The following is a 22076-nucleotide window of genomic DNA, read 5'->3' as shown; positions in this document are numbered from 1 at the left end:
AGAAGTCTAGAGCGGGGCCGCTTCACCCGCCGCGGACCTGCCGCTGCGGGTCCAGCGGATGAAGTCGGCCCCGAGCACCGGGTCCTGGGTCAGGAACACCACGTCGGTGACGCCGGCCGCCGCGAGCGGGCGCCGGATGGCCTGCTGGAGTGTCGGCTGGTGGACGGCGAGGCCGCCCCCGATGACCACGGGGCCGGGCACGCCGATCACCGACACGATGTCCGCTACCAGCCCGGCCAGGTCGGCGCCGGCCGTCTCAATGAGGGAACGGGCCTCTTCGTCACCGGCGGCAGCCGCGGCGAAGACCACCGGCGACTGGGAGGCCCAGTGCCGGCGGCCCAGGTCGGAGTGGAACAGGCCAATGAGTTCGGTCGGGGAGGTCACCGAGTTCACCTCGAGGATGCGCCGGCCGAGCTCGCCCGCCTCCTGGGCGAGGTTGAAGCGGTGCAGCGTGCGGCGGATGGCCTCGCGGGTCAGCCAGTAGCCGCTTCCCTCATCGCCGAGCAGGTAGCCCCAGCCCCCGGAGCGCGCCTCGCGCCCGTCGGCCGTGATCCCCCACGCCGCCGATCCGGTGCCCGCGATCACGGCGATGCCGGTGGCCGCCCCGCCCGCGGCCAGGATCAGGCGAGTGTCGTGGACGACGTCGATATCCGCGCCCGGCGCGAAGGGCGCGATAAGTCCGCGCAGCCGGGCGGCGTCGTCCTCCGTGTCGATGCCTCCGGAACCGGCGATGACTGTGCCGATGCGCCGCCCGCCGAGCTGGGCGAAGAGCTGGGCGAGGTTGTCGGAGGCCTCGGCGGCGCTGACGTTCTGCACGTTCGCGCTGCCGGCCTTCGCCTCGGCTGCCACCACGGAGCCCCGCCAGAGGATTCCGTGGGTCTTCGAGCCGCCGATATCGAGTCCGACAAATTCCTCGGGGGCGCCGGCGTCCGGCTCGTGAGGCTGCATACCGACCAGCCTACAAAACAAACCGGCCGGGGTGTCCCCGGCACGGCGCCACCACGGGCGGCGGGGTTGGACTGACAGCCCGCGCGGGCAGGGTGCCTGCCGTGCGGTGTCATCCGGCGGGGGTCAGCCGGTCGGATCAGCCGGCGGGCTGCACCGGGCCGGGCCCGGCGGGCTGGCGCAGGGCGCCCACGAGGGCCACCGCGGCCAGGATGGTGCAGGCGCCGCCGACCACCGCCGCATAACCCGCGACGGCGGGGTCGATGCCCCAGAAGGCGGCGGCGGCACCGAGGCCCAGGACGGGCACGGCGCTGCCGAGGTAGGTGATGACATAGAGGGTGCTGATGATCTGGGCGTGGAGTGCCGCCTCCACCTGCAGCGAGACCCGGTTGAAGACAACACGGAAGGCCATGCCCTGGCCCAGGCCGGCGGCGACGCAGCAGCCGATCAGCAGGGGCAGGCTTCCCTGCGCACCGGCCACGGGGAGGAGGCCCACGCCTGCGGCCATGGCGGTGAGGCCGGCGGGCACCACGAAGCGGCCGCGGAGGAAGAGCAGCTGGCTCACCGCCGAAGCGCCGAGGACCAGCGCGGCCAGGACGCCGATGACGGGGCGGGCGTCGGTCCCGGCCAGCGAGGCGATCCACGTGGGCGCAAGGCTGAGGGTGAATCCGAAGATGCTGAAGCTGAAGAATCCGACGGCGGCGGCCATCCAGAAGGAGTTGCGGGCGGCACGCGAAACGGTGGGGCGGCGCGGACGCAGGGCGGTAAGGGGGCGTGCGGCGGCGGCGGGCTGGATCGCCGGGCGGGCGCGGAGGAGCAGGAGCGGCAGCAGCAGCGCCGTGAGCACCGCCGTGTAGACGAGGAACGGTGTCCGGGTGGGATCCGGCAGCAGCGACAGCACCCCGCCGATCACCGGACCGGCGGCCACACCCCCGGCGGAGGCCAGCAGCGTGAAGCGCGAGGCCCAGTCGGGGCGGTGCGGCAGCAGGTCGCGCAGCGCGGCCGAGCTGGCACCGGTGGCAAGGGCCACCGCGGCTCCCTGCAGTGACCGTCCCAGGATCAGCCCGCCGAGCGAGGACGCCCCGGCGAAGACCGCGGCTCCGAGCAGCCCGACCAGGACCGCGAGGACGAGGGCCGCCCGCCGGCCGATGTGGTCTGACCAGTGGCCGACCAGCAGCAGCCCCGCCACGAGCGTGAGGACGTAGGCGGAGAACGCCATCGTGATGTCGAACGAAGTAAGGCCCAGGTTCGCGGAGATCAGCGGATAGAGCGGGGTGGCGAGGTTGGCCCCGATCAGCAGGGTGGAGATGACGGTGACGGCGAGGACCAGCCGCGCAGCGAGCGAGGCGTCCCAGCTCCAGCGCGCCGCGGCGGATGGCTGCTGCATGCGCAGCTCGCGCAGGACACTCATGTACTTCCCGTTCCTTTTCCCAAACCCTTGCGGCACCCGGTGGCGCGGCAGTCTCCAGAATGGGCTATTTTGGAGCTTTAGAGACAGTACAGCCAGGCAAGTTGAGCAAAAGCCGCAACACAGGCGGCCAAAGTTGATGGGAAGTGAGCTTCATGAGCAAACTTGATGCCCTGGACCTGCGGCTGCTGCTTGAACTGGTCCGGGACCCGCGGGCGCAGATCAGCGAGCTCAGCGAAACCCTCGGCATCGCCCGCAACACGGCGCAGACCCGCATCCGGCGGCTCCTGCGGGCCGGCACCCTGCGGGCCAGCGGGCGAGAGCTGGACCTCGAGGCCCTTGGCTACGATGTGGTGGCCTTCGTAACCATCGAGGTGTCCCACCGCGAACTCGACGGCGTCATTGCGGCGCTGCGCAAGCTCAGCCAGGTCCTTGAAGTCCACGAGATCTCCGGCCGTGGCGACGTCTGGTGCAGGGTCGCGGCCACCGACACCCACCACCTGCAGTCGGGTCTCCGCTCGATCCTGCGGATCAAGGGCGTTATCCGCACCGAGACGGTCCTGGCCCTGCACGAGCACATTCCCTACCGGACCGAGCCGCTCCTGCAGCGGCTCACCGACGCTTCCGGCAGCGCCTGAGCCCGCATCCACCACGACCACAGCGTCACTACCCCCGAAGGAACCAATGAGCCTGCCATCCTCCGACACGGCCGTCAGCTACCCCGCCGGGGCCCTGACCTCGGAATCCACAGTCCTGCACGTCGAGGAGCGGGCCGACGGGTCCGTGGCCGTGCTGCTCGACGCGACGGCCTGCCACCCGGTCGACGCGGCGTGGCCCGATCAGGGTCCGGACCGGGCGGTCCTGGAGGTGGGCGGGTCCAGCCTGCCCATCACGGACTGCGTGGTCGGCGCCACGGATGGCACGGAGCTGTTCCTCGGAGCGGATGTCCCCGTGCGCAAGGGCGCGGAGGGCTGGGCCTTCGTGGTGGCGCACCTGATCCAGGGACCGCCGCCGGCCGAAGGTGAACGCGCGGTGGTGCGGGTGGACGGAGGGCACCGGCAGGCCCTCTCAGCCGGGCACACGGGGTGCCATCTCGCCTCGCTCGCCCTGAACCGGGCGCTGGCCGACCGGTGGAAGAAGGAGGTCCCGGCCGACGCCCTCGGCACGTCGAACTTCGATGCGGTGGCGATCGAGACCTCAACGATCACCGAGTACGGCTCGGTGGACGTCTACCGGCTGGGACGCTCCCTGCGGCGCAAGGGCTTCATCACCGAAGGATTCGATCCGGCGCCGGTCGAAGCAGCCCTGAACGAAACCCTCTCCGAATGGGTGGCATCGGACGGGGCCATCCGGATCGCACGCGATGGAGAGCGGCTCACGGACCGCCGGTACTGGGAGTGCGACCTGCCGGAGGGCTCCGTGCACATCCCCTGCGGCGGCACACACGCCGAATCGCTCGCCGGATTCGCCAGCGTGCGGGCGTCCCTCGCCTTGGAAGAGGTGGACGGCACGCCCGTGCTCACGATGATCACCTCGGTGCTGGCTCGGCCCTAGCCGCGCGCACGGCGGCGCCGGCGGGGCCGCTGGCCCGTCCGAGGAGGACATCGGGCCCGTCAGGCGCGGCCGCGGGAACGGTCAGGCGCGGCGGCGCTGAAGGACGTCGTCGAGGTTGAGGCGGGTTCCGGCCGGAGCCTGCGCCGTGGTCCCCTTCGGAGCCGCCTTGGCGGCCGTGTTCTTGATCGGGGTCCGGATGGTCGGCTTCGGCTCCGCAGGCAGCTCCAGGGGTGCCGGCGCCGAGCGCTGCGCCTTTTCGGCCGCGACATAGGTGGGCAGGGGCACCTCGACAGGCTCCCACGGGTCGGTGCCGGGCACCGGAGCCTGCGTCGTTGCCGCGGGTGCGCCGGCCTCCTGCGCGCCTGCTGCGGCGACGGCCAGGGCGGCTGCCTTGAGGTCGGCCGCGGTCAGGCGGGCCGCGGGTGCCTCCGGGGTTCCGGCGGACGCCTCGGCGGCATCCGCGGACGCCTCAACCGCACCGGCGGGCTTCTCGGCGTCGAAGACGGTGGTCGGGCGGGCCTGGGCGGGTTTGCCACCGGCTTCCGGTGTGGCGTTGCCCGGCAGGGCGGCGTCACCGGTCGAGGGCGGGGCCTGGTGCAGCGGGCGGGAGGACATGGCGGCAGCGAAGGCGGCATTCACCCGGGCCCGCCGGTCGCGTACCGCCAGGGTGCGCAGCGTGGCGACGGCCCCGGCGACGACAAGGACGGCGGCCACGGGCCACCAGAAGGACACGACGGAAACGACCGCGAGGACCAGCGTCACGAGGGCTGCCGGGAGTGCGGCGGCTCCGACCAGGGCGACCGCGGCCCGCCCGCGGCGGATCTTCAGCGCCGGCCGGCGGCCGGGAACGGCGGACGAACCGGTCCGGTCTGCGGATGCGCTGCCGGCGGCGGCGTTGGCCGTTTTCTCCATGATGCTCCCCTGGGGAGGATGTTCCCCTGCAGTCGGTGTGGATGCCGCCGCCGGGGCCGGCACGGGGCCGCTCCGGCGGAGGAAAAACGGGACCACCCACACCAGCCAGAGACCGACGATCGCCGCCAGTACCACCGAGCTGTTCAGGGAGAAGTCCACGTTCTAAACGTAGGAGAAACAGGGGCCCCCGCGGTGCATTCCGGGCGGGTGTGTCGGAGCCCACCGCGGCGTTCGATCGACCGGTCCGCAGACCGTGCCGGGCGCTGGCTTATCCACCTGCCCGCTGCCGGGCAAGCCACGGCTCAAGCAGCCCCTCAGGCACCTCCTCGACGGTGAGGGCGAAGCTCCGGTGATCGGCCCACTGTCCGGCGATGTGGAGGTACCGCGGGCGCAGTCCTTCATCACGGAAGCCCAGCTTCTCCACGACGCGCAGGCTGGCCCTGTTCTCGGGCCGGATGTTGATTTCCATCCGGTGCAGGCCCAGGGTGCTGAAGCAGTAATCGGTGGCGAGCGCCACCGCCGTCGGGGCGATCCCCCGGCCGGCCCGACGGGAATCGACCCAGTAGCCCAGGGTCGCCGTCATTGCTGATCCCCAGATGATGCTTGAGACCGTCAGCTGGCCCACCAGCGGCGCCCGGCCGCCCTCACCGGTGCGCTCGGTGATGACGAACGGAAGCCCGGTGCCCGCGCGGGCCTGCCGCTTGAGCCCCCGCACCATCTCGTGGTAGTCCGGAAGGTAACCCCCGGGTTCCGGATTCGTCGCCTCCCAGGGCGCAAGCCAGGTGGCATTGTGCCGCCGGACGGCCGTCCACTCGCGCCGGTCCGCGTGTCGGATGGGCCTGAGGGTCAGATTCCCGCTGCTGAGGGAGACCGGCCAGCCACGTTCCGTCCACACCGAACGGCTAGCCCGTCATGTCCTGGCTGAAGTTCTTCAGCCAGACGCGCAGGTCCGGGCCAAGGTCGTCGCGCTCGGCAGCCAGGGTGACAACGGCCTTGAGGTAGCTCAGCTTGTCCCCGGTGTCGTACCGGCGGCCGCGGAAGACCACCCCGTAGACCCCGGATCCCTCGCCGTCGGACGCGGCAAGGGTCTGCAGCGCATCCGTGAGCTGGATTTCGCCGCCGCGGCCGGGCTGGGTCGTCTCGAGGACGTCGAAGACGCGGGGGTGGAGCACATACCGGCCGATGACGGCGAGGTTCGACGGCGCCTCTTCCACGGGCGGCTTCTCGACGAGCTTGTTCACGCGGACATAGTCCTCGCCCTCGATGGCGGAAATGTCCGCGGCACCATAGGAGCTGATCTGCGCCGGATCGACCTCGATCAGGGCAATCACGGACCCTCCGGTCTTCTGCTGGATCTCGATCATGGTCTCGAGCAGGGGGTCGCGCTCATCGATGAGGTCGTCGCCGAGCAGCACCGCGAACGGCTCGCTGCCCACATGCTGCTTGGCGCGCAGGACCGCGTGCCCGAGTCCCTTCGGATCGCCCTGGCGCAGGTAGTGGATGTCGCAGAGCTCCGAGGGCAGGCGGACCGCCGCGAGCTTCTCAAGGTCGCCCTTCTCGAGGAGGGTCTGCTCGATGAAGGGGACCCGGTCGAAGTGGTCCTCAAGCGCCCGCTTATTACGCCCGGTGATCATCAGGACGTCATGGAGCCCGGCGTCGACTGCCTCCTGCACAACGTACTGAATGGCGGGCTTGTCCACCACAGGAAGCATTTCCTTGGGCATCGCCTTGGTTGCCGGCAGGAAACGAGTTCCCAGGCCGGCGGCGGGAATGACGGCCTTGTTCACTTTTGGTCGCAAAGTCATGGGACCACACTACATAACCTGCAGGGGCATACTGGGAGCTGTGCACAATAGGTGCATGAATATCGACCCGGCGGTACCCTCCAAAATCCAGGCGAGGGCCGACCTGCGCGCCCGGCGCCGGCACCGGACCCCGGAGGCCCGGGAGGCCTTGTCGCGGCGGCTCGCCGAGGCGGTGCTCGAGGAGCTGCCCCGGCTGACCGGGAGGAACCGCGCGGAGAAACCCCCCGTGATTGCGGCCTACCTGGGGGTGCCGCCGGAGCCGGCCACCGAGGAACTGCTGCATACCCTGACCGATCTGGGCTCCACGGTGATCGTGCCCATCTGCGAGCCCGACTACCGGCTCTCCTGGTGCCCGTGGTGGCCGGGGGTCCCGCTGGTGAAGTCGCCCCGGGCACCGGTGATGGAACCGGAGGGTACCCGTACTCCCCTGGGCCGGCTGGCCGCCCTCGACCTGGTCCTGGTGCCGGGCCTCGCCGTGGACGCCTCGGGCTACCGGCTCGGCCAGGGCGGGGGCTACTACGACCGGTTCCTGGCCGAACTCTCGATCGAGCGCCCCACCGTGCCCACCGCGGGCATGGTGTACCCCGACGAGTTCGTCGCCGCCGGCAGCTTCCCGGTCGAGCTTCACGACGTGCCGCTGCACGGCGTGTTCACCCCGGGCGCATACCACGGATTCGGAGCAGCCCCGGCATCAGTGTAGACTTAGCACTCGCCGCCCTAGAGTGCCAATCCGCCTCGGCGTGGCGCGCCCCATGAGAAGTCGAATTCCAGGAGAGACCTTTGCCTACCTACGCGTACGCCTGCAAGGATTGCGGCCATGCCTTCGACATCCAGCAGGCTTTTTCCGAGGAGTCGCTCACCGCCTGCCCCGTCTGCTCGGGTGTGCTGCGCAAGAAGTTCAACAGCGTGGGCGTCGTCTTCAAGGGCTCCGGGTTCTACCGCAACGATTCCCGCGACACCCGCTCCTCCGCGGAGCCGAAGGCAACGCCGGCCGCTTCCGACGCGAAGCCGGCACCGGCTGCGGCAAAGGCACCGGCCAAGAAGGCCGACTCCGGAGCAGCGGCCGCGGCGCCCGCGGCGGGCAAGGCCGCTTCCTGACCCCCAGGCCGATCCCGCGCTTTTCCACATAGGCCACCCGGGGCCGGCGGCATAAGCCGCCGCCCCTAGGGTGGTCTTCATGTTTTCGACGCAGCCCCGGCCGGGCGGGACGCTTCGCCTCCCCCGGATGCGCAGGGCCCTGCTCCGGCACCGCCGGCTGCTGGCCGCGGTGCTGCTGTGCGCGGCGGCCGGCACCTGCGTCGAGGCGTTCCTGCCCCGCGGCGAACCCGGCACCCCGGTGATCGCTGCGGCTTCCGACCTCGCGGCGGGCACGGTCCTGGCTGCACCGGACCTGGAGATCCTGGCCCTTCCCTCAGCCGCCGTTCCGCCGGGGGCGCAGACGCGGCGGGAGGACCTCCTCGGGCAACGGCTCGCTGGACCCCTGCGGCGCGGGGACATCGTCACAGATACCCGGCTCGTCGGCCCCGGGCTGCTCATCGGAACCGCCCCCGGCACCGTCGCGGTGCCGCTTCGCCCGGCCGACCCCGCAACCGTCCGGCTCGTGGGGGCGGGCCAGCGGGTCGACGTCGTGGTGAGCACCGGCAATGGCTACGAGACGGCCGCCGCCTCCGAAGTGATCGCCCGGAACCTCGCGGTGCTGTGGAGCTCACCGCCCGGAGAGGATCCGTCGTCGGCCTGGTCCGCCTCCCCCGCCGAGGCGGGGCTGGTGGTCGTGGCCGCCTCGCCGGAGGATGCCGCCGCCCTTGCAGGGTCCTCAACCGCGGGTCAGGTCCATCTGGTCCTGACCGCCGGACGCTGAGTCAGGGCCGGCGCCGGGTGCCCCCGGCGCGCCGGGCCTGCCGAGTCGGGCAACCCCGGTGTCTCCGGGCCCGCGTGCCGGTCCAGCTCCAGTGCGGGTCAGCTCCCATGCAGGTTAGCTCCAGTGCGGCGGGCGCTGTTCCTTGAGCCACTCGTCGCTGTCAGTCCGGGAGTCGCCCCAGGCGCGGGGATCATCCTCCGCTGCGGTCTTGGGCAGCACCGGTTCCTCCGCGCCCGGCACCGCGGCGGCCGGCCGTGGGGCGCGCCCCTCGTCGGTTTCGTTCTTCCTCATCCGCAGTGCGTCCCTTCGGGTCCGGGGCGGTTCGTTCGCTTCGAGCAGGTCAAGGCCGAGTTCACGGGCCGCCCGTTCGGCGCAGCCCTCCGGGTCGGTGAAGACCTCGATGGTCCACAGCGGCATGTACCGCCAGCCCATGCGCTCCAGCTGCTGGGGGCGGAGCCGGCTCCGCTCGCGCACGGTCATCGCACCGTAGCGGGCCGTTCCGTCCGACTCGATCGCCAGCGGCGCCACCGGGTAGTCGCGCTCCGGGGCCGCTGCTGCCGGGGGCCGGGTGGCCACGATGTCGAGGACGCCGTCGTAGGAGTCCTTGACCTCGGCATCGCGGGCCCGCAGCCGGTCGACGAGGTCGGCGACCAGCGGATCCGTGTTGTCCGGGGCCTGCTTCCTGGCCGGAGCGGAGGAGGGAGCGAGTTCGCTGCGGAGCAGCTCGTAGAAGTCGGCCGCTCCGCCGGTCAGCCGCTCGGGGTCGAGGTCCGCCGGCTGGAAGCAGGAGAGCACGTGCAGCCTGCGGCGGGCGCGCGTCATGGCCATCACGAACTTGCGGCGGCCGTCCGGGCCGGACAGCGGACCGAAGGAGTGGAGCGCCCGCCCGTGCGGCGTCCGCCCGAATCCCAGCGAGAAGATGACGTCGTCGCGGACCAGGCCCGCGGCGCGGTCGACGGGGACCACCCGGAAGGACTCCCGGCCGGGGGCGAAGAAATCGTTCGCCCACGGGAAGTTCGCCATCTGCAGGCGGATCGCCTCGCCCACCCGGGCGGCGTGCCGGGGGCTGGCGGTGACGACGGCCAGGGAGAAGCTGGGGCGGTGCCGGATGTGTTCGAAGACGAGGTCCACCACCCGGTTCACCTCCGCCGAGACGCTCTCGACGCCCTCGTGGTCCGAACTGGGCATGCCGGTGCCGTCGGGGAGGTATTCGACGACCAGGCCGCGGCCGGCGCCGGAGACCTCGGAGGCCTGCGGCAGCCGCGTGAGCCGGTCCTCGTAGAAGGCGGCGCTGAGGTAGCTGCCCAGCGCGCGGTCCACTCCCCGGTAGACCACGGTCAGGGAACGCTCCGGCAGGACGGCGCGCAACTCCTCGTAGGCGCTGGGCAGCGGGTCGGTCTCGGTGCGCGGGCGCTCGGGCGACTGGATTTCGATGCTGAAGCGCGTCGGCCCGGCAAGCCGCGTGTCACCGAAGACGGCGGTCTGGCCGGCCCGGGCGATCACCGGGACGGCACTCTGCAGCGATACCGATTCCCCGTCGAGCAGCAGCAGGGAGTCAAAGGCCGCGCCGTCCGGCAGGATCATCGGCGCCATCAGGGGGCTGACGGCCCACACGGGCAGCAGGGCCGTCGTGAGGTCCGGGTGCAGCGCGCTGAACGATTCGAGCGTGAGGGTGTCCTCGCGCAGGTGGCTGCGCAGCCGCTCGGCATCCGCGGGGTGCGCGGCGATCGCCGTGTTCCACCGCTCGGCCAGGCGCCACCGCAGGCGCGCTGCCCCGGAGGAAACGTGGGCGGTATCGGCGAGCCGGAACTCGGCCTCCAGACGGCGCAGGCTGGAGCCGTCGGACATGGCGAGGTAGTCGTCGCCGCTGATCATGGCCTCGAGGGCCGACTGCCACCAGGCCAGTTCGAGCTCGTCGGCAACCCGGTCCTCGGAGACCTCGCGCGCCGCGAGGTCCTCGAGCAGTTCGCCGAGCCCGTGTTCCCGCATCTCGTCGAGCAGCAGGGTGCGCTCCGGGAGTGCCTCGAGGGTTTCCCGGTCCGCGGCGAGGGCCGCGAGCCGCTTCTCGAGGTCGTCGAGCTCGCAGGAGGGCAGATCCGGGGTGCCCTGGGCGGCACGAAGGATGCGGCTGAGTTCCTCGAGCCGGCCCTGGACGCCCTTGTAGAAGCTGTTGATCTCGGCCAGGCCGGTCGGCACCGAGGGGTGGCGTTCGGTCTTGGCGTACCGCGTCCACAGCGTGCGCTGGTCCTGGACGTCGACCAGGGAGGAGTGGAGGTCGGCGATGTGCACCCCGGGACGCACGTACTCCTTGGCGACGCGCCGCAGCCGTGAGCGGGTCATCGAAGACATCTCGATGGCACGCTCGCGCCGCCATGACGAGGGGGCGGTGGCCGAGATGAGGTCGGTCACCGGGCGGTCGAAGATGTCGGGGGTGAACTTGTCGAGGCTGGCGCGGACCGCCACGAGCAGTTCGAGCTGCTCCCCCCATTCCCGAAAGGTCCTGCCCAGGGTGATGTGGGAGTGTTCGGCGACGCGCAGCACCTTTGCGCGCAGCAGCGGAATGTCGCGGGACAGGTCCGAGGCCAGGGCGTGGGCGTGCTCGGTCTCCTTGCGGTTCAGCAGCTGCGCCCCGAACCAGGGGCTCTCGGTCGAGGCCTTGCTGAAGCTGCCGAGCTCCGCCGCACGCCGCAGCCGGGTGGCCAGCTCCGCGCGGTCGGCGATGTTGTCGAGCACGCTGCGCTTCAGCCGAACCGTCGTCGAGGGTGCCGGATCGAGGGCCGTGAGCGCGGCGAGGGACTGCATGGCCTGGTACGGCGAGCAGTTCCAGCGGCTGCGGACATTGTGGAGGGACCGCACGTGCTCGAGGAGTTTGTGCCGGTGCCCCACGAGGGTTGCGTGAAGGGTCTCCACCGACGGCGCGGCGGCCTTCTCGTTGCGCACGATCGCCCGGATCACGCTGTCCTTGAGCTGCTGCGGGTCGACCTGTCCGTTGAGCTGGAGGACGAGGGAGCCGAGGTTGAGCGCTTCGAGGTCCTGCACGAACTCGTTCAGGGTCCCGCGGCGCTCGGCGCTGACGAGGACGCTCCGGCCCTGGCCTGCCAGCAGCGCGGCGGCGTTGAGGGCGGTCTGGGTCTGCCCGGTGCCCGGCGGCGTCGCGACCGCCACCGAATGCCCGGCGCCGATCAGGTCAAGGACGCCCTGCTGGGCGGCGTCGGCGTCCAGGATCAGCAGTTCATCGGCCGGGTCGCGCTCGTCGATCGGGCTGAAGTCGGCCTCGGGTTCGCTCACCTCGTAGACCCCGTCGCGGGCGGCCGACAGCAGGGCGGAGAGGACGGGGTGGTCGGGCTGGATGGCCTCGTCCTCGACGATGTCGGCAAGGTCGGCGAAGGTGGAGACGAGCAGGCGGTGTTCGACGGAGATCCCGCGGACGCCGTCGGTGAGGTGCCGCAGGCGCTCGAGCACCGGGTGCGGATCGAACCGGGCGGTGCCGTAGGCGAGCCGGGGCAGCGCCTCGGCGTCGAGGTGGATGCCCTGGACGTCGCCGAAGTGGCGCACCAGTGCCGGGTTCAGGCGTGCCTGCTCGGTCAGCTGCAGTTCATAGTCGTCCTGGGAGGGGTGGACGGTGAGCGACATTCCGGTCAGCAGCACCGGGGCGTTGAGCGTCTCCGACCGGCCGGCGTCGTCGACGGTGCGCCAGGACGCGGTCCCGGCCGCGAGGTGGCCGACGTCGATGCCGCGTTCGGTGCCCAGTTCGAAGATCTTCGCCCGCAGCGCACGGGCCGCCGACTTCGCCGCGTTGTACTGCACCGGATCGCGCAGCAGGGTCGAGAGCCGGGTCCGACGTCCGGCCAAGAGCTGGGCCAGCCCGGAGGGGTGCGCGTGGGTCAGGTCGATGCTCGTGCCGGCGGAGGGCCGGAAATGCAGGAGCGTGTCCCCGGAGACCTGGGGACCGAGCTGATCCAGCCAGGGCAGGAGGAAATCCTCAGCCGAATCCCCGGAGTCCTGCTCTGGCACGGCTGTCCTCTTCCCTGCATCGTCACGCGCTGATATTGACCAGATTGGCATATCTTCCAAGCTATCCGAAATGAATCCGAAGCGGCCGCATAGCAACGCGGCGCACGGCGAAATCCGCTGGCCGGGAACCGTCAGCGGCCGCGGGCTACTCCCACTCGATGGTTCCCGGCGGCTTGCTGGTCACGTCGAGGACCACCCGGTTGACGCCCTCCACCTCATTGGTGATCCGGTTGGAGATCCGGGCCAGCAGGTCGTACGGCAGGCGGGACCAGTCGGCGGTCATGGCGTCTTCGCTGGAGACCGGGCGCAGCACGATGGGGTGCCCGTAGGTGCGCCCGTCGCCCTGCACGCCCACGCTGCGCACATCGGCCAGCAGGACCACCGGCATCTGCCACACCTCGTTGTCCAGTCCCGCGGCGGTCAGCTCGGCGCGGGCGATGGCGTCGGCCTTGCGCAGCAGTTCGAGGCGTTCGTGCGTGACCTCGCCGACGATGCGGATGCCGAGTCCCGGGCCGGGGAACGGCTGGCGCCCGACGATCTCGGCGGGCAGCCCCAGCTGCGCTCCGACGGCGCGGACCTCGTCCTTGAAGAGGGTGCGCAGCGGCTCCACCAGTTCGAACTGGAGGTCCTCGGGAAGCCCGCCGACGTTGTGGTGGCTCTTGATGTTCGCCGCGCCCTCGCCGCCGCCGGACTCTACGACGTCGGGGTAGAGGGTTCCCTGGACGAGGAAGCGGATCTTCTCGCCGTGCGCCTCGGCCTCGGCGATGATGGCCCGCTCGGCCTCCTCGAACGCGCGGATGAACTCGCGTCCGATGATCTTGCGCTTGGTCTCGGGGTCGGAGACGCCTTCGAGCGCCTTCAGGAAGCGCTCCTGCTCGTTGGCGACGTAGAGCTTGACGCCGGTCGCGGCGACGAAGTCCCGTTCGACCTGTTCGGCCTCGCCTTCGCGCAGCAGCCCGTGGTCGACGAAGACACAGGTGAGCTGGTCCCCCACCGCGCGCTGAACGAGCGCCGCGGCGACGGCGGAGTCAACACCGCCGGAAAGGCCGCAGATGACGCGGGCGTCCCCGACCTGGGCGCGGATCCGCTCGACCTGCTCCTCGAGGATGTTCCCGGTGGTCCAGTTGGGGCGGAGGCCCGCACCATCGAACAGGAAGTTCTCGAGGACCCGCTGGCCGTACCGGGAATGCTTCACCTCGGGGTGCCACTGCACCCCGTAGAGGCTTTTCTCCTCGTGGGCGAAGGCCGCCACCGGTGCGCCGGCGGTGCTGGCGAGCACCTCGAACCCGTCCGGGGCCTTCTGGACGCTGTCGCCGTGGCTCATCCACGCGTTCTGGTTCTCCGGGGTGCCGCTGAGGATCGAGCGGGCTTCCCCGTCGGCGGTGACATCGGTGGATCCGTACTCGCGCAGCCCGGTCTTTGCGACGGTACCGCCGAGGGCAGCGGCCATGGCCTGGAACCCGTAGCAGATACCGAGGACCGGAACACCGGCCTCGAACAGGTCAGCCTCCACCTTGGGGGCGCCGTCGGCGTAAACGCTCGCCGGGCCGCCCGAGAGGATGATCGCCACCGGGTTCTTGGCCAGGATCTGCTCGGTGGTGAGGCTCGAGGGCACGATCTCCGAGTACACGTCCGCCTCCCGGACGCGCCGGGCGATCAGCTGGGCGTACTGGGCGCCGTAATCGACGACGAGGACCGGGCGGTGTTCGGGACTGGGGGGAGGTGTAGTCACGCATTAACAATAGTCGCGGCGGGGTGCGCCCCGCACATTGGGACCCCGGCCCCGGAGGGCCGGCCGGTCAGTAGCGGGGGGCCGCTTCGGGGTGGGCGGCGAGGTCCGCCTCGGCCTCCCGGTGGACGCGCCGTTCCACGATGAAGGATAGCAGCGGCACCACTCCGCCGAGCGCGATCAGCAGGAAGCGCGAGAACGGCCAGCGGAGGAACTGCCAGAGCCGGAAGTCGGCGATCAGGTACACGACGTAGAGCCAGCCATGGACGATCAGCACCGCCTTGGAGAGGTTGAAGCCGCCCGAGGCGTCGGCCTCCGCCTCGGACAGGAACTGCAGGCCCGCCCCGCCGCCGGCGACGATCTCGGCATTGAACCCGTACTTGGCCACCATTTCCACCACGACGAGCAGCAGCATGACACCGGTGGCGTAGGCGAGCAGCTTGTAGAAGCTGAGGGCCGAGCGGATCTGGGCGTGAGTTCCCCCGAACCTCCGTTTCGCGGCGGACTTCGGGGAGGTGCCTTGCTTATTCACGTGTTCCTGCTTCCGTTGGGTGGGTGGCGCCGGGGCGGGAGGCGCCGTCGTCGTCTGCTTCGGCCCGGACCGCGGCGGGCGGGTCGTCCGACGCTGTGTCGTTGTCGATGTCATTCCGTGTGCTGCCGGTGCCGGCCGCGGCGGACGCTTCGTCCTGGTCCCCGACGCCGTCCTCGTCGTCCTCGTCGTCCTCGTCGTCCTCGAGGCTCCGCCGGTAGTCGTCGGCGACGAGCCGCCACCAGAGGAAGAAGGCGAAGCCGGCGAAGACAACCCATTCCACGGCGTAGAAGATGTTGAGCCAGTTGACCGGCCGCTCCTGCGGCTGGGGCGCCACCTCCACGGCCTCCAGCGGCGCCCGCGCGGTAACCGCCTCTCCGTCAACGGTGATGGTGGCGGACGCGATGAAGGCCGCATAGGAGGGACGGTCCCACACATTGACGAGTTCGGCGGTGGCCAGGGCGGCCACTTGGCCCTCCTCGGGATCGGCGGCCACCGGGCCCTCGGCGGGAAGGAGGCGCCCGGTGAGGGCGGCGGGGCCGGTGAATTCGGGCACGCGCGCGGCGGCGTCGGCGTCGGGCACCCACCCGTGCACCACGGGGATGACCACCGGTTCCTGCGCCTCGCCGCCGGCCTCCGCGGTGGAGCCCGGGGCGCCGTCGACGGCGAACGCCGAGATCAGCCACAGCCCCTCGCGCCCGCCCTGGAGCCGCTCGCGGACCAGGAGGCGGGTGCCGGGCAGGAACTGCCCCTCGGCCGAGACCATCTGGTCGGCGGCCGTTCCCGTCAGGGGCGACCCGGGGGTGATCACGCCGGTCAGCGGGCGGACGGTCTCGGTGGCGGCCGGAGCCTCGGGCCCCTGCTGGCGGGAGTTGGAGAACTGCCACTGGCTGAGCAGGACAAAGACCGCGGCAAGGGCCATCACCAGGATCAGCGTCAGGATCCAGCGGGGCTTGAGCGCGGTCTTCAGCACCCATTAAAGGTACTTCGCACCCGTGTAGAAAAACTAATGGGGGCGGACGGCGCCCGGGTCGAACGGACCGGCGGGGGCGCCGCCGGGGGCCGGTGCGGGCCCGGTGAACAGATTGATGAGTTCGTCGACCTCGTGGCCGGCCGCGGCGGGGTGCCGAAAGTGCCGGTGCGGCTCGATGACGTAGTGGGTGCGCCGCCCCACCCGGATCCGGCGCAGGTAGCCGGCGGTCTCGAGGTCCTTGAGGATCGACAGGGCGGCGCGGGGGCTGATTCCGACCAGGTCCGCCAGGTCGGCGACCCGCATGTCCGGATCTCCCGCCACGGCCAGCAGCACGTGGCCGTGGTGGGTCAGGAAGGTCCAGGGGTGGGACGCGGGGGAACCCCGCCGGGCGGAGCGCACCGGCGGGGTTCCCTGTCCTGCGGCCGGATCGGCGTCCGGCCCGTTAGCGGGTTGATCCACCGTCAGGTCCTGATCCCTTTCCGGCGGGTACCGGACGGCGCCACAGCGGGTCAAGTTCGGCCGTCTCTGCCGGATCGGCGACCCGGAACGGAGGGTTCACCGGGACCACCAGCGGCCGCCGGGCCTGTCCGCGGGTGGCGAGCAGGCTGGCACCGATGGATACGGCCAGGATGGTCACGACCACGGCGAGTGAAATCGGGGTGGGGATGTAGAAGATGTCGATCTTCAGGAGCATCTTGATGCCCACCCAGATCAGCACCAGCGCGAGGCCCGCCTTGAGGTAGATGAAGCGGTGCATCAGGTCGGCGAGCAGGAAGTACATGGCCCGCAGCCCGAGGATGGCGAAGGCGTTGGCGGTGAAGACAAGGAACACCTCGTCGGTGACGGCGAAGATCGCCGGGATGGAGTCGACCGCGAAGATGATGTCCGTGACCTCGACGAGGACGAGCACCGCCAGCAGCGGGGTGGCGAGGAGGACGCCGTTCCTCCGGACGAGCAGGCGCTGGCCGTGGAAGGCTTCGGTCATCGGGACCAGGCGGCGGAACAGTTTGAGTGCGCGTGATTTCTCCGGCTCCATGTGCTCGTTGCGCTGGCGGATCATCCGGTAGCCCGTGTAGAGCAGGAACGCCGCGAACAGGTAGAGCACCCAGCCGGCGGACGCGATGATCGCGGAGCCGGCGGCGATGAAGATGCCGCGGAACACGAGCGCACCCAGGACCCCGAGGAACAGGACCCTGTGCTGGTATTCGCGGGGGACGGCGAAGTAGCTGAAGATGATGGCCCAGACGAAGACGTTGTCGACGGCGAGGGATTTCTCGATGAGGTATCCGGCGAAGTACTGCTGCCCGAACTCGGCGCCGTACACCTGCCAGATGAGCGCTCCGAAGGCGACGCCGAAGGCAACCCAGACAGCGGACCAGAGGGCGGCCTCCCGGACGCCGATCACGTGGGCGCGGCGGTGGGCGAACAGGTCGACGGCAAGCATGGCGATGATCACGCCGATCACTGCCAGCCAGGCCCAGAAGGGAACAGTCATGGGGTCTTACCTTTCCAGTCAGGTTCATCCAACTGGAGGTCTTTCCCGGCTCCTTCTCAAGCCTGTCCCGCCGAGCCGCTCAGGGGCGGCCGGACTGTCGACGGGACATTGGGGGATACTCCCCTCCGCGTCTAAATAGTGAAGCACACTTCACCTATTGCATGCAAGGAGGACGTACCTGTGCCGGCGGCCGCCCGGTAATGGTCAGGCCGCGGCGAGCGCGAAACCGGCGGCGGCCGCGCCCAGGGCGCCGGCCAGGGTTCCGAGGCCCGCGAGCAGGGCCAGCCCCCGCCGGCCGGCCTTCAGGAGACGGACGGTATCGACGCTCGCGGTGCTGAAGGTCGTGTAGCCCCCGAGGAACCCCGTGCCGACGACGAGGACCACGGACCGCTCGAGGGCGGCGGACGCGGCAAACCCGGCGAGCAGCCCCAGCAGGAACGATCCGGAGATGTTGATCAGTACGGTGCCGAGGGGAAACCCGGAGCGCATCCGGGAGGAGATCATCCCGTCGAGGAGGAACCGGGCGCCTGCGCCGAGGCCTCCGGCGGCGGCGAGCGCGAACACGGTACCGGTCACGGAACACCCCCTGCCCGCGGGTCCGGCGGTATCCGCACGGCGGCCGGGCGCCGTCGGGCCGACGCACCCGCTGCGGCGCCGCAGGCGGCCGCCGCGGCGCCGAGCAGGAGCGTCGCGGCGAGGTAGAGCAGGGCCGGCGCCGTCCGCCCGGCGTCGAGCAGGAGCACGGCCTCGACGGTGAGCGCGCTGTAGGTGGTGAAGCCGCCCAGGAACCCGGTGCCGGCGGTCAGCCGCGCCGCCCGGAGCCGGCCGGTGTCGGGACCGGCCGCGGCGAGGCGCTCAAGCAGCCAGCCGAGCAGGAACGCCCCCGAGACGTTGATGAGGAAGGTGGCGAGGGGAAGCCCTCCGGGCGCGGGAAGAAGGAGGTCGAGGCCGTAGCGGGCGAGGGTGCCCAGCGAACCTCCAAGCACCACTAGCAGCAGCAGGTCCGGCCGGCGGTGCGCCGGGCGGCCGGCCTGGCGGGCGGGTCTCAGGACGGGACCGGAGGGGCCTGCGGGTACTTCTCCTGCACGGCGTCCCAGTCGCCCGAGGAGGCGATCGGGTCCATCCAGAAGACCTCCCACGCATGGCCGTCCGGGTCGCTGAAGCTCCGCGAGCGCATGAAGCCGTAGTCCTGCGGTTTACCCTCGGCGGCGCCGGCGGCCAGGGCCCGGTCGAGGAAGGCGTCGACCTCCTCGGGGTCGTCGACGCTGAGGGCGTTGATCGCTGCCGACGTCGCCGAGGTGTCGGCGATCTGCTTGTCGGTGAACTGCCGGAAGTGCTCGTGGCTGAGGATCATCACGTAGATGCTGTCGCTGACCTCGAGAGATCCGGAATTCTCGTCGCTGAAGGCCGGGTTCAGGGTCCAGCCCAGGGAGGTGTAGAAGGCCTTGGACCTCTCCACATCGCTGACCGGAAGGTTGATGAAGACTTTGCTGGCCATGTGCTGCTCCCCATCTCTGGTGTGCTTCAGGACCCTTACAGTGTGCAGCCGGCGCCGCCGCCCCGCAATGTGGAATGGGCAGAGCGGCCGCGGAGCCGGTTTAGGATGGCCGGGTGGAAATCTGGATTCCCCTCACCGCCGCCGTCGGCCTCGCCCTGCTCACCGGAGGGACGGCCCTGCTGCTGCGCCGGTCCGGCCCGCAGCAGCAGGCGGCTCCGCGGCGGAAAGGGACCCGCGCGTCGGGCCGGGTGGTCGCGGTGCGCCCGCAGACCCACTTCGACCGCGACCGGAACAACATCCGCGTGCCGGTCCGGGTCGAGTACACCGACCCGGGCACCGGAGAGAGCCGGACCGGAAGCTACGTCCTCGACCGCTTCACCGCCAACATCCCCGCGCTGATCTCCCAACCGGTGGGCGTCGCCACCTTCGGCAGCACGCCCCGCTCCGGCCCAGCCCGGCCCGGCACGGTGCGCCGCCCGGAGCCCGCGGCGGGGGCGCTCGCCCCCGAGGCCGACGCCGAGGGCTTCCGCGAGATCCTCGATCCGATTCCCGTCGACGCGTTCATCAGCGGCCCGGCCGCCGATCCGCGGGTGCGGATCGTGTTCCGCCCCTGAGGGCCTCCGGGCGGCAGGCCCCGGCGGAGGCCCTCCCGCCGCGGGACGTCAGGCGCGCAGTTCGGCCTGGACCGGCCAGTGCTGGTCGCTGAGGATCACCTGGGAGCCCTGCCCCGTCTCGGGGTTGAGCAGCACCGGTGCCAGGAGGTTGACGGTCGTGGCCTCCCCACCGGGGCGGGCCACCACGAGCACCTGGGGGTCCTGCGCGGACCCGAGGCCGATCGCCTCGAGCAGTTCGGCCGAGAACCGGGGAAGGTACTCCGGCAGGTAGATCGCCGGATCCACGACGAAGACCCGCAGCCCGCGGTCGGCGGCGGCGGTCAGCGAGTACAGCCCGTCGGCGCCGTCGATGGCGGCGAGGGTGAACTCGACGTGGGGTTCGAAGCCCGGCGGAGGAGCGGTGAAGCTTACGGCAGCGCTCATCGAAGGAAGTCCAGGAGGGTCGGCGAGAGCACCTTCGAGGTGACGCTTAGGGCGCCCTGGTAACTCAGGTCCTGGATCTTGAGGTTGGTGAGCATCTCCGCCAGGTCGAGGTCCTCGATGCCCGCGCGCTGCTCCTCGAGCGCCGCCACCTGGACCTTGTTGGTGTCCTCGGCGTTCAGCAGGCGCGAATGCCGCGCCCCGATCTCGGCCTGGCCGGCCGACACTCGATTGAACTGGGCGTCGACGGCGCCGAGGCGGGCCGAGGTGCTGATGCCGGCGCGGAGGTCCGCGGCGATCCCGTCGAGCAGGTCGAAGACCGAGCCGGGACCGTTGCCGAACACGGCGGCGCCGTCGGCGTCGACCCGGATGGTCTGCCCCTCACCCACCCGGCGCTCGACGGTGCTGCCGGGAGCTCCGGTGAAGACCGGCGGGGTGCCGGTGAACGCGGCCTCCGCATCGGAGTTGCCCGCGAAGACGCTGCGCCCGAGGAACCGGGTGTTGGCCTGCCCGAGCAGGTCCCGCTTCAGCCCCTCGACTTCGACGGCGATCGCGTTGCGCGCGGCCGGGGACAGGGTCTCGTTGCCGCCCTGGATGGTCAGCTCGCGCACCCGCGTCATCAGCTTGCTGGTGTTGGACAGGGCGGAGTCAAGGGCCGTCAGCCAGCCCTTGCCGTTGTCGATGTTCCGGGTGTATTGGGCGGCCGACTGCTGGTCCGCCTTGACCCGGAGCGAATCCGCCGCGGCCATGGGGTCCTGGGAGGGCCTGCTGATCCGCTTCAGGGTCATTGCGTGTTCCTGGGCCTCGGCCCGGCGCAGCATGCTGGTCTGCAGGTTGCGCTGGGCGGTGTTCGTCATGGTGGTGTTGGTGACGCGGCTGAGCATTGGGTTACCTTCCTACTAATCCGGTGCGGTTGATGAGGACGTCGAGCATCTCGTCGATGGCCGTCATCACCCGGGAGGACGCCTGGTAGGCGTGCTGGTAAGTGAGCAGGCTGACGCTCTCCTCATCGATGTCGACCGAGGACTGGGACAGCTGAAGGCCGAGCGCCGACGCGGCGGCCACCCCGGCGAGATCCTCGCGCTGGTTGTCGGCGCGCGCCGTGACCGCCAGCGTTGTGACGAAGCCGCTCCACAGCCGGTCCGGGGAGTCGACGGCATGGCGGATCTGGGAGATGGCGTCCGCGTTCGAGCCGTCCTTCCCGCCGGCGCCGGGCCGGCCCGTGGCGAGGTCCGCGGCGGAGGCCGCCGCGACCCGCAGGCCCTTGGCCGCCGGCAGCGCCGGATCGAACCGGAAGAAGTCGAGGCCGGTGCGGCCGTCGGCCGTCTCTCCCCCACGGTGCACGGCATTGACCGATTCGGCGAGGCGCACCGCGAAGGCGTCGTACGCGGCGGCGGCCTCGGCGAGGTCGCCGCCGGCCGCCTTGCCGTTGGCCGGGGCGAGCGTCGAAACCATCCCGCCGATCCTGCCGCCGTCGAGCGGAACGGCGCTGCCGGGCCGGTGGGCCCACTCCAGCCGGACCGGTGAGGCGGCGGCGTCCTCGAGCCGGTAGCCTCCGCTGACCTGCAGGGCATTGGCCGAATCACCCGAAACGAGCACGTTCCCGCCCACGAGCACCTCGACCGTGCCGTCGCCGAGGGGGCGGACGGTGCCGCCGACGAGGGAGGCGATGTCCGCGGTGAGCAGGTTGCGCTTGTCGATCAGCTCGTTCGCGGAGGCGCCGGCGTTCAGGGCGGAGCGGATGCCGGCGTTGAGTTCGGCCACCTGGACGGCGGCGGCGTTGACCTCGGAGGTGAGCAGGTCCAGCTGGCGCCGGTCCGTCGAAAACTGCGCCTCGATCTGGGTGTACCCGTGGGCGAGCTTGGCCGCGAGGGCGCCGGCCTCCTCGAGCAGGACCCCGGAGGGCGCCGGCGCCCCGGCGTTGTTGGCCACGTCCTGCCACGACGTCCAGAACTTCTGCAGCGCCGCGGAGGTGCCGTTCTTGCCGGGCTCCTGCAGGATCCCCTCGAGCCCGTCGAGGGCCTTGACCCGCGCCCCGGCGAACCCGGCGTCGGCCGCGGTCGCCCGGACCCTGGCGTCGAGGAAGATGTCACCCAGGCGGCGGATGCCGTCGACCTGCACGCCCTGGCCCGGCGCCACGCCCGAGGAGAAGAGCCCGACGCGCGCGGGCGGACCCATGGGCGAGGTGGTGACCCGCTGGCGGGTGTACCCCTCGGTGGCGGCGTTGGCGATGTTCTGGCCGGTCACGGCCGAGCCCTGGCGTGCGGCGTTCAGTCCGCTCAGCGCGGTGTTCAGTGCTCCGAATGTGCTGCCCATGACGCC

The 22076-nt window shown here is 71.2% G+C and carries 23 protein-coding genes; 6 read left to right on the top strand and 17 right to left on the bottom strand.

Annotated elements, in window-relative coordinates; translation table 11 throughout:
• Positions 1 to 6: 6 nt before the first annotated feature.
• Together I6N91_RS06445 and I6N91_RS06440 are read right to left on the bottom strand one after the other, a co-directional pair.
• On the bottom strand, positions 7 to 948 hold the full coding sequence (locus tag I6N91_RS06445) for an N-acetylglucosamine kinase (protein ID WP_198811698.1): 942 nt from the start codon (positions 946 to 948) through the stop codon (positions 7 to 9).
• Between the two features lie 136 nt (positions 949 to 1084).
• Complete coding sequence (locus I6N91_RS06440) at positions 1085 to 2356, bottom strand: MFS transporter (RefSeq protein WP_198811696.1); 1272 nt, start codon at positions 2354 to 2356, stop codon at positions 1085 to 1087.
• 152 nt (positions 2357 to 2508) lie between these two features.
• On the opposite strand from I6N91_RS06440, the gene I6N91_RS06435 reads away from it, so the two are divergent.
• Together I6N91_RS06435 and I6N91_RS06430 are read left to right on the top strand one after the other, a co-directional pair.
• Positions 2509 to 2991 carry an Lrp/AsnC family transcriptional regulator gene (locus I6N91_RS06435; protein ID WP_198811694.1) on the top strand — a complete coding sequence of 161 codons (483 nt, stop codon included), beginning with the start codon at positions 2509 to 2511 and terminating at the stop codon, positions 2989 to 2991.
• A gap of 46 nt (positions 2992 to 3037) precedes the next feature.
• Positions 3038 to 3907, top strand: a complete 870-nt coding sequence (locus I6N91_RS06430) for a metal-dependent hydrolase (protein ID WP_198811692.1) — start codon at positions 3038 to 3040, stop codon at positions 3905 to 3907.
• An 81-nt stretch (positions 3908 to 3988) separates the two neighbouring features.
• Here I6N91_RS06430 and I6N91_RS06425 read toward each other — a convergent pair whose 3' ends face one another.
• From I6N91_RS06425 to galU, 3 genes are all read right to left on the bottom strand, one after another.
• Positions 3989 to 4978 carry a hypothetical protein gene (locus tag I6N91_RS06425; RefSeq protein WP_198811690.1) on the bottom strand — a complete coding sequence of 330 codons (990 nt, stop codon included), beginning with the start codon at positions 4976 to 4978 and terminating at the stop codon, positions 3989 to 3991.
• Between the two features lie 109 nt (positions 4979 to 5087).
• Positions 5088 to 5714 carry a GNAT family N-acetyltransferase gene (locus I6N91_RS06420; protein ID WP_198811688.1) on the bottom strand — a complete coding sequence of 209 codons (627 nt, stop codon included), beginning with the start codon at positions 5712 to 5714 and terminating at the stop codon, positions 5088 to 5090.
• 7 nt (positions 5715 to 5721) lie between these two features.
• Positions 5722 to 6624 carry a UTP--glucose-1-phosphate uridylyltransferase GalU gene (gene galU, locus I6N91_RS06415; RefSeq protein WP_198811686.1) on the bottom strand — a complete coding sequence of 301 codons (903 nt, stop codon included), beginning with the start codon at positions 6622 to 6624 and terminating at the stop codon, positions 5722 to 5724.
• A gap of 55 nt (positions 6625 to 6679) precedes the next feature.
• On the opposite strand from galU, the gene I6N91_RS06410 reads away from it, so the two are divergent.
• The 3 genes from I6N91_RS06410 (at position 6680) to I6N91_RS06400 (ending at position 8482) form a co-directional block, all read left to right on the top strand.
• Positions 6680 to 7324, top strand: coding sequence for a 5-formyltetrahydrofolate cyclo-ligase (locus I6N91_RS06410; RefSeq protein ID WP_198811684.1), 645 nt, complete (start codon positions 6680 to 6682; stop codon positions 7322 to 7324).
• Positions 7325 to 7404: 80 nt separating this feature from the next.
• Complete coding sequence (locus tag I6N91_RS06405; RefSeq protein WP_198811682.1) at positions 7405 to 7722, top strand: FmdB family zinc ribbon protein; 318 nt, start codon at positions 7405 to 7407, stop codon at positions 7720 to 7722.
• 79 nt (positions 7723 to 7801) lie between these two features.
• Positions 7802 to 8482, top strand: a complete 681-nt coding sequence (locus tag I6N91_RS06400; protein WP_233091521.1) for an RcpC/CpaB family pilus assembly protein — start codon at positions 7802 to 7804, stop codon at positions 8480 to 8482.
• A gap of 114 nt (positions 8483 to 8596) precedes the next feature.
• Here I6N91_RS06400 and I6N91_RS06395 read toward each other — a convergent pair whose 3' ends face one another.
• The 9 genes from I6N91_RS06395 to I6N91_RS06355 form a co-directional block, all read right to left on the bottom strand.
• A complete protein-coding gene (locus tag I6N91_RS06395) occupies positions 8597 to 12547 on the bottom strand; it encodes a DUF4011 domain-containing protein (RefSeq protein ID WP_198811680.1) in 3951 nt (1316 codons plus the stop codon).
• 94 nt (positions 12548 to 12641) lie between these two features.
• Entirely contained in the window at positions 12642 to 14228 is a 1587-nt protein-coding gene (gene guaA / locus I6N91_RS06390; RefSeq protein ID WP_198811678.1) for a glutamine-hydrolyzing GMP synthase, read from the bottom strand.
• 67 nt (positions 14229 to 14295) lie between these two features.
• The gene (locus I6N91_RS06385; protein ID WP_198811835.1) at positions 14296 to 14757 is read right to left on the bottom strand and encodes a DUF3817 domain-containing protein; all 462 of its coding nucleotides are present in this window, start codon (positions 14755 to 14757) and stop codon (positions 14296 to 14298) included.
• Positions 14750 to 15727: an SURF1 family protein gene (locus I6N91_RS06380; RefSeq protein WP_198811676.1), complete on the bottom strand. Its 978-nt coding sequence runs from the start codon at positions 15725 to 15727 to the stop codon at positions 14750 to 14752. The genes I6N91_RS06385 and I6N91_RS06380 overlap by 8 nt, the downstream gene beginning before the upstream one ends.
• A 33-nt stretch (positions 15728 to 15760) precedes the next feature.
• Positions 15761 to 16186, bottom strand: coding sequence for a winged helix-turn-helix domain-containing protein (locus tag I6N91_RS06375; RefSeq protein ID WP_307843264.1), 426 nt, complete (start codon positions 16184 to 16186; stop codon positions 15761 to 15763).
• On the bottom strand, positions 16170 to 17222 hold the full coding sequence (locus I6N91_RS06370; protein ID WP_198811674.1) for a TerC family protein: 1053 nt from the start codon (positions 17220 to 17222) through the stop codon (positions 16170 to 16172). Before I6N91_RS06370 ends, I6N91_RS06375 begins: the two co-directional genes overlap by 17 nt.
• Before the next feature lie 204 nt (positions 17223 to 17426).
• Complete coding sequence (gene crcB, locus I6N91_RS06365) at positions 17427 to 17798, bottom strand: fluoride efflux transporter CrcB (RefSeq protein WP_198811672.1); 372 nt, start codon at positions 17796 to 17798, stop codon at positions 17427 to 17429.
• Positions 17795 to 18211 (bottom strand): CrcB family protein, encoded by a 417-nt coding sequence (locus I6N91_RS06360; RefSeq protein WP_307843262.1) that lies wholly within the window; start codon positions 18209 to 18211, stop codon positions 17795 to 17797. The genes crcB and I6N91_RS06360 overlap by 4 nt, the downstream gene beginning before the upstream one ends.
• 56 nt (positions 18212 to 18267) lie before the next feature.
• Positions 18268 to 18720 (bottom strand): VOC family protein, encoded by a 453-nt coding sequence (locus I6N91_RS06355; RefSeq protein WP_198811670.1) that lies wholly within the window; start codon positions 18718 to 18720, stop codon positions 18268 to 18270.
• 113 nt (positions 18721 to 18833) lie between these two features.
• On the opposite strand from I6N91_RS06355, the gene I6N91_RS06350 reads away from it, so the two are divergent.
• Positions 18834 to 19334 carry a hypothetical protein gene (locus tag I6N91_RS06350; protein WP_198811668.1) on the top strand — a complete coding sequence of 167 codons (501 nt, stop codon included), beginning with the start codon at positions 18834 to 18836 and terminating at the stop codon, positions 19332 to 19334.
• 48 nt (positions 19335 to 19382) lie between these two features.
• On the opposite strand, the gene I6N91_RS06345 is transcribed toward I6N91_RS06350, so the two are convergent.
• Genes I6N91_RS06345 through flgK form a run of 3 tightly spaced genes read right to left on the bottom strand, consistent with a single transcriptional unit; the run spans position 19383 to position 22070 of the window.
• Positions 19383 to 19757, bottom strand: coding sequence for a flagellar assembly protein FliW (locus I6N91_RS06345; protein ID WP_133404027.1), 375 nt, complete (start codon positions 19755 to 19757; stop codon positions 19383 to 19385).
• On the bottom strand, positions 19754 to 20638 hold the full coding sequence (flgL, locus tag I6N91_RS06340) for a flagellar hook-associated protein FlgL (RefSeq protein ID WP_198811666.1): 885 nt from the start codon (positions 20636 to 20638) through the stop codon (positions 19754 to 19756). The genes I6N91_RS06345 and flgL overlap by 4 nt, the downstream gene beginning before the upstream one ends.
• A 4-nt stretch (positions 20639 to 20642) precedes the next feature.
• Positions 20643 to 22070, bottom strand: a complete 1428-nt coding sequence (flgK, locus tag I6N91_RS06335; protein WP_198811664.1) for a flagellar hook-associated protein FlgK — start codon at positions 22068 to 22070, stop codon at positions 20643 to 20645.
• Positions 22071 to 22076: the final 6 nt, after the last annotated feature.

The organism is Arthrobacter sp. MSA 4-2 (assembly GCF_016405885.1).
In the GTDB taxonomy this organism is placed as follows: Bacteria; Actinomycetota; Actinomycetes; order Actinomycetales; family Micrococcaceae; genus Arthrobacter_D.
Note: the sequence above shows the minus strand (reverse complement) of the source record. Positions and strands in the feature narration are given on the sequence as shown.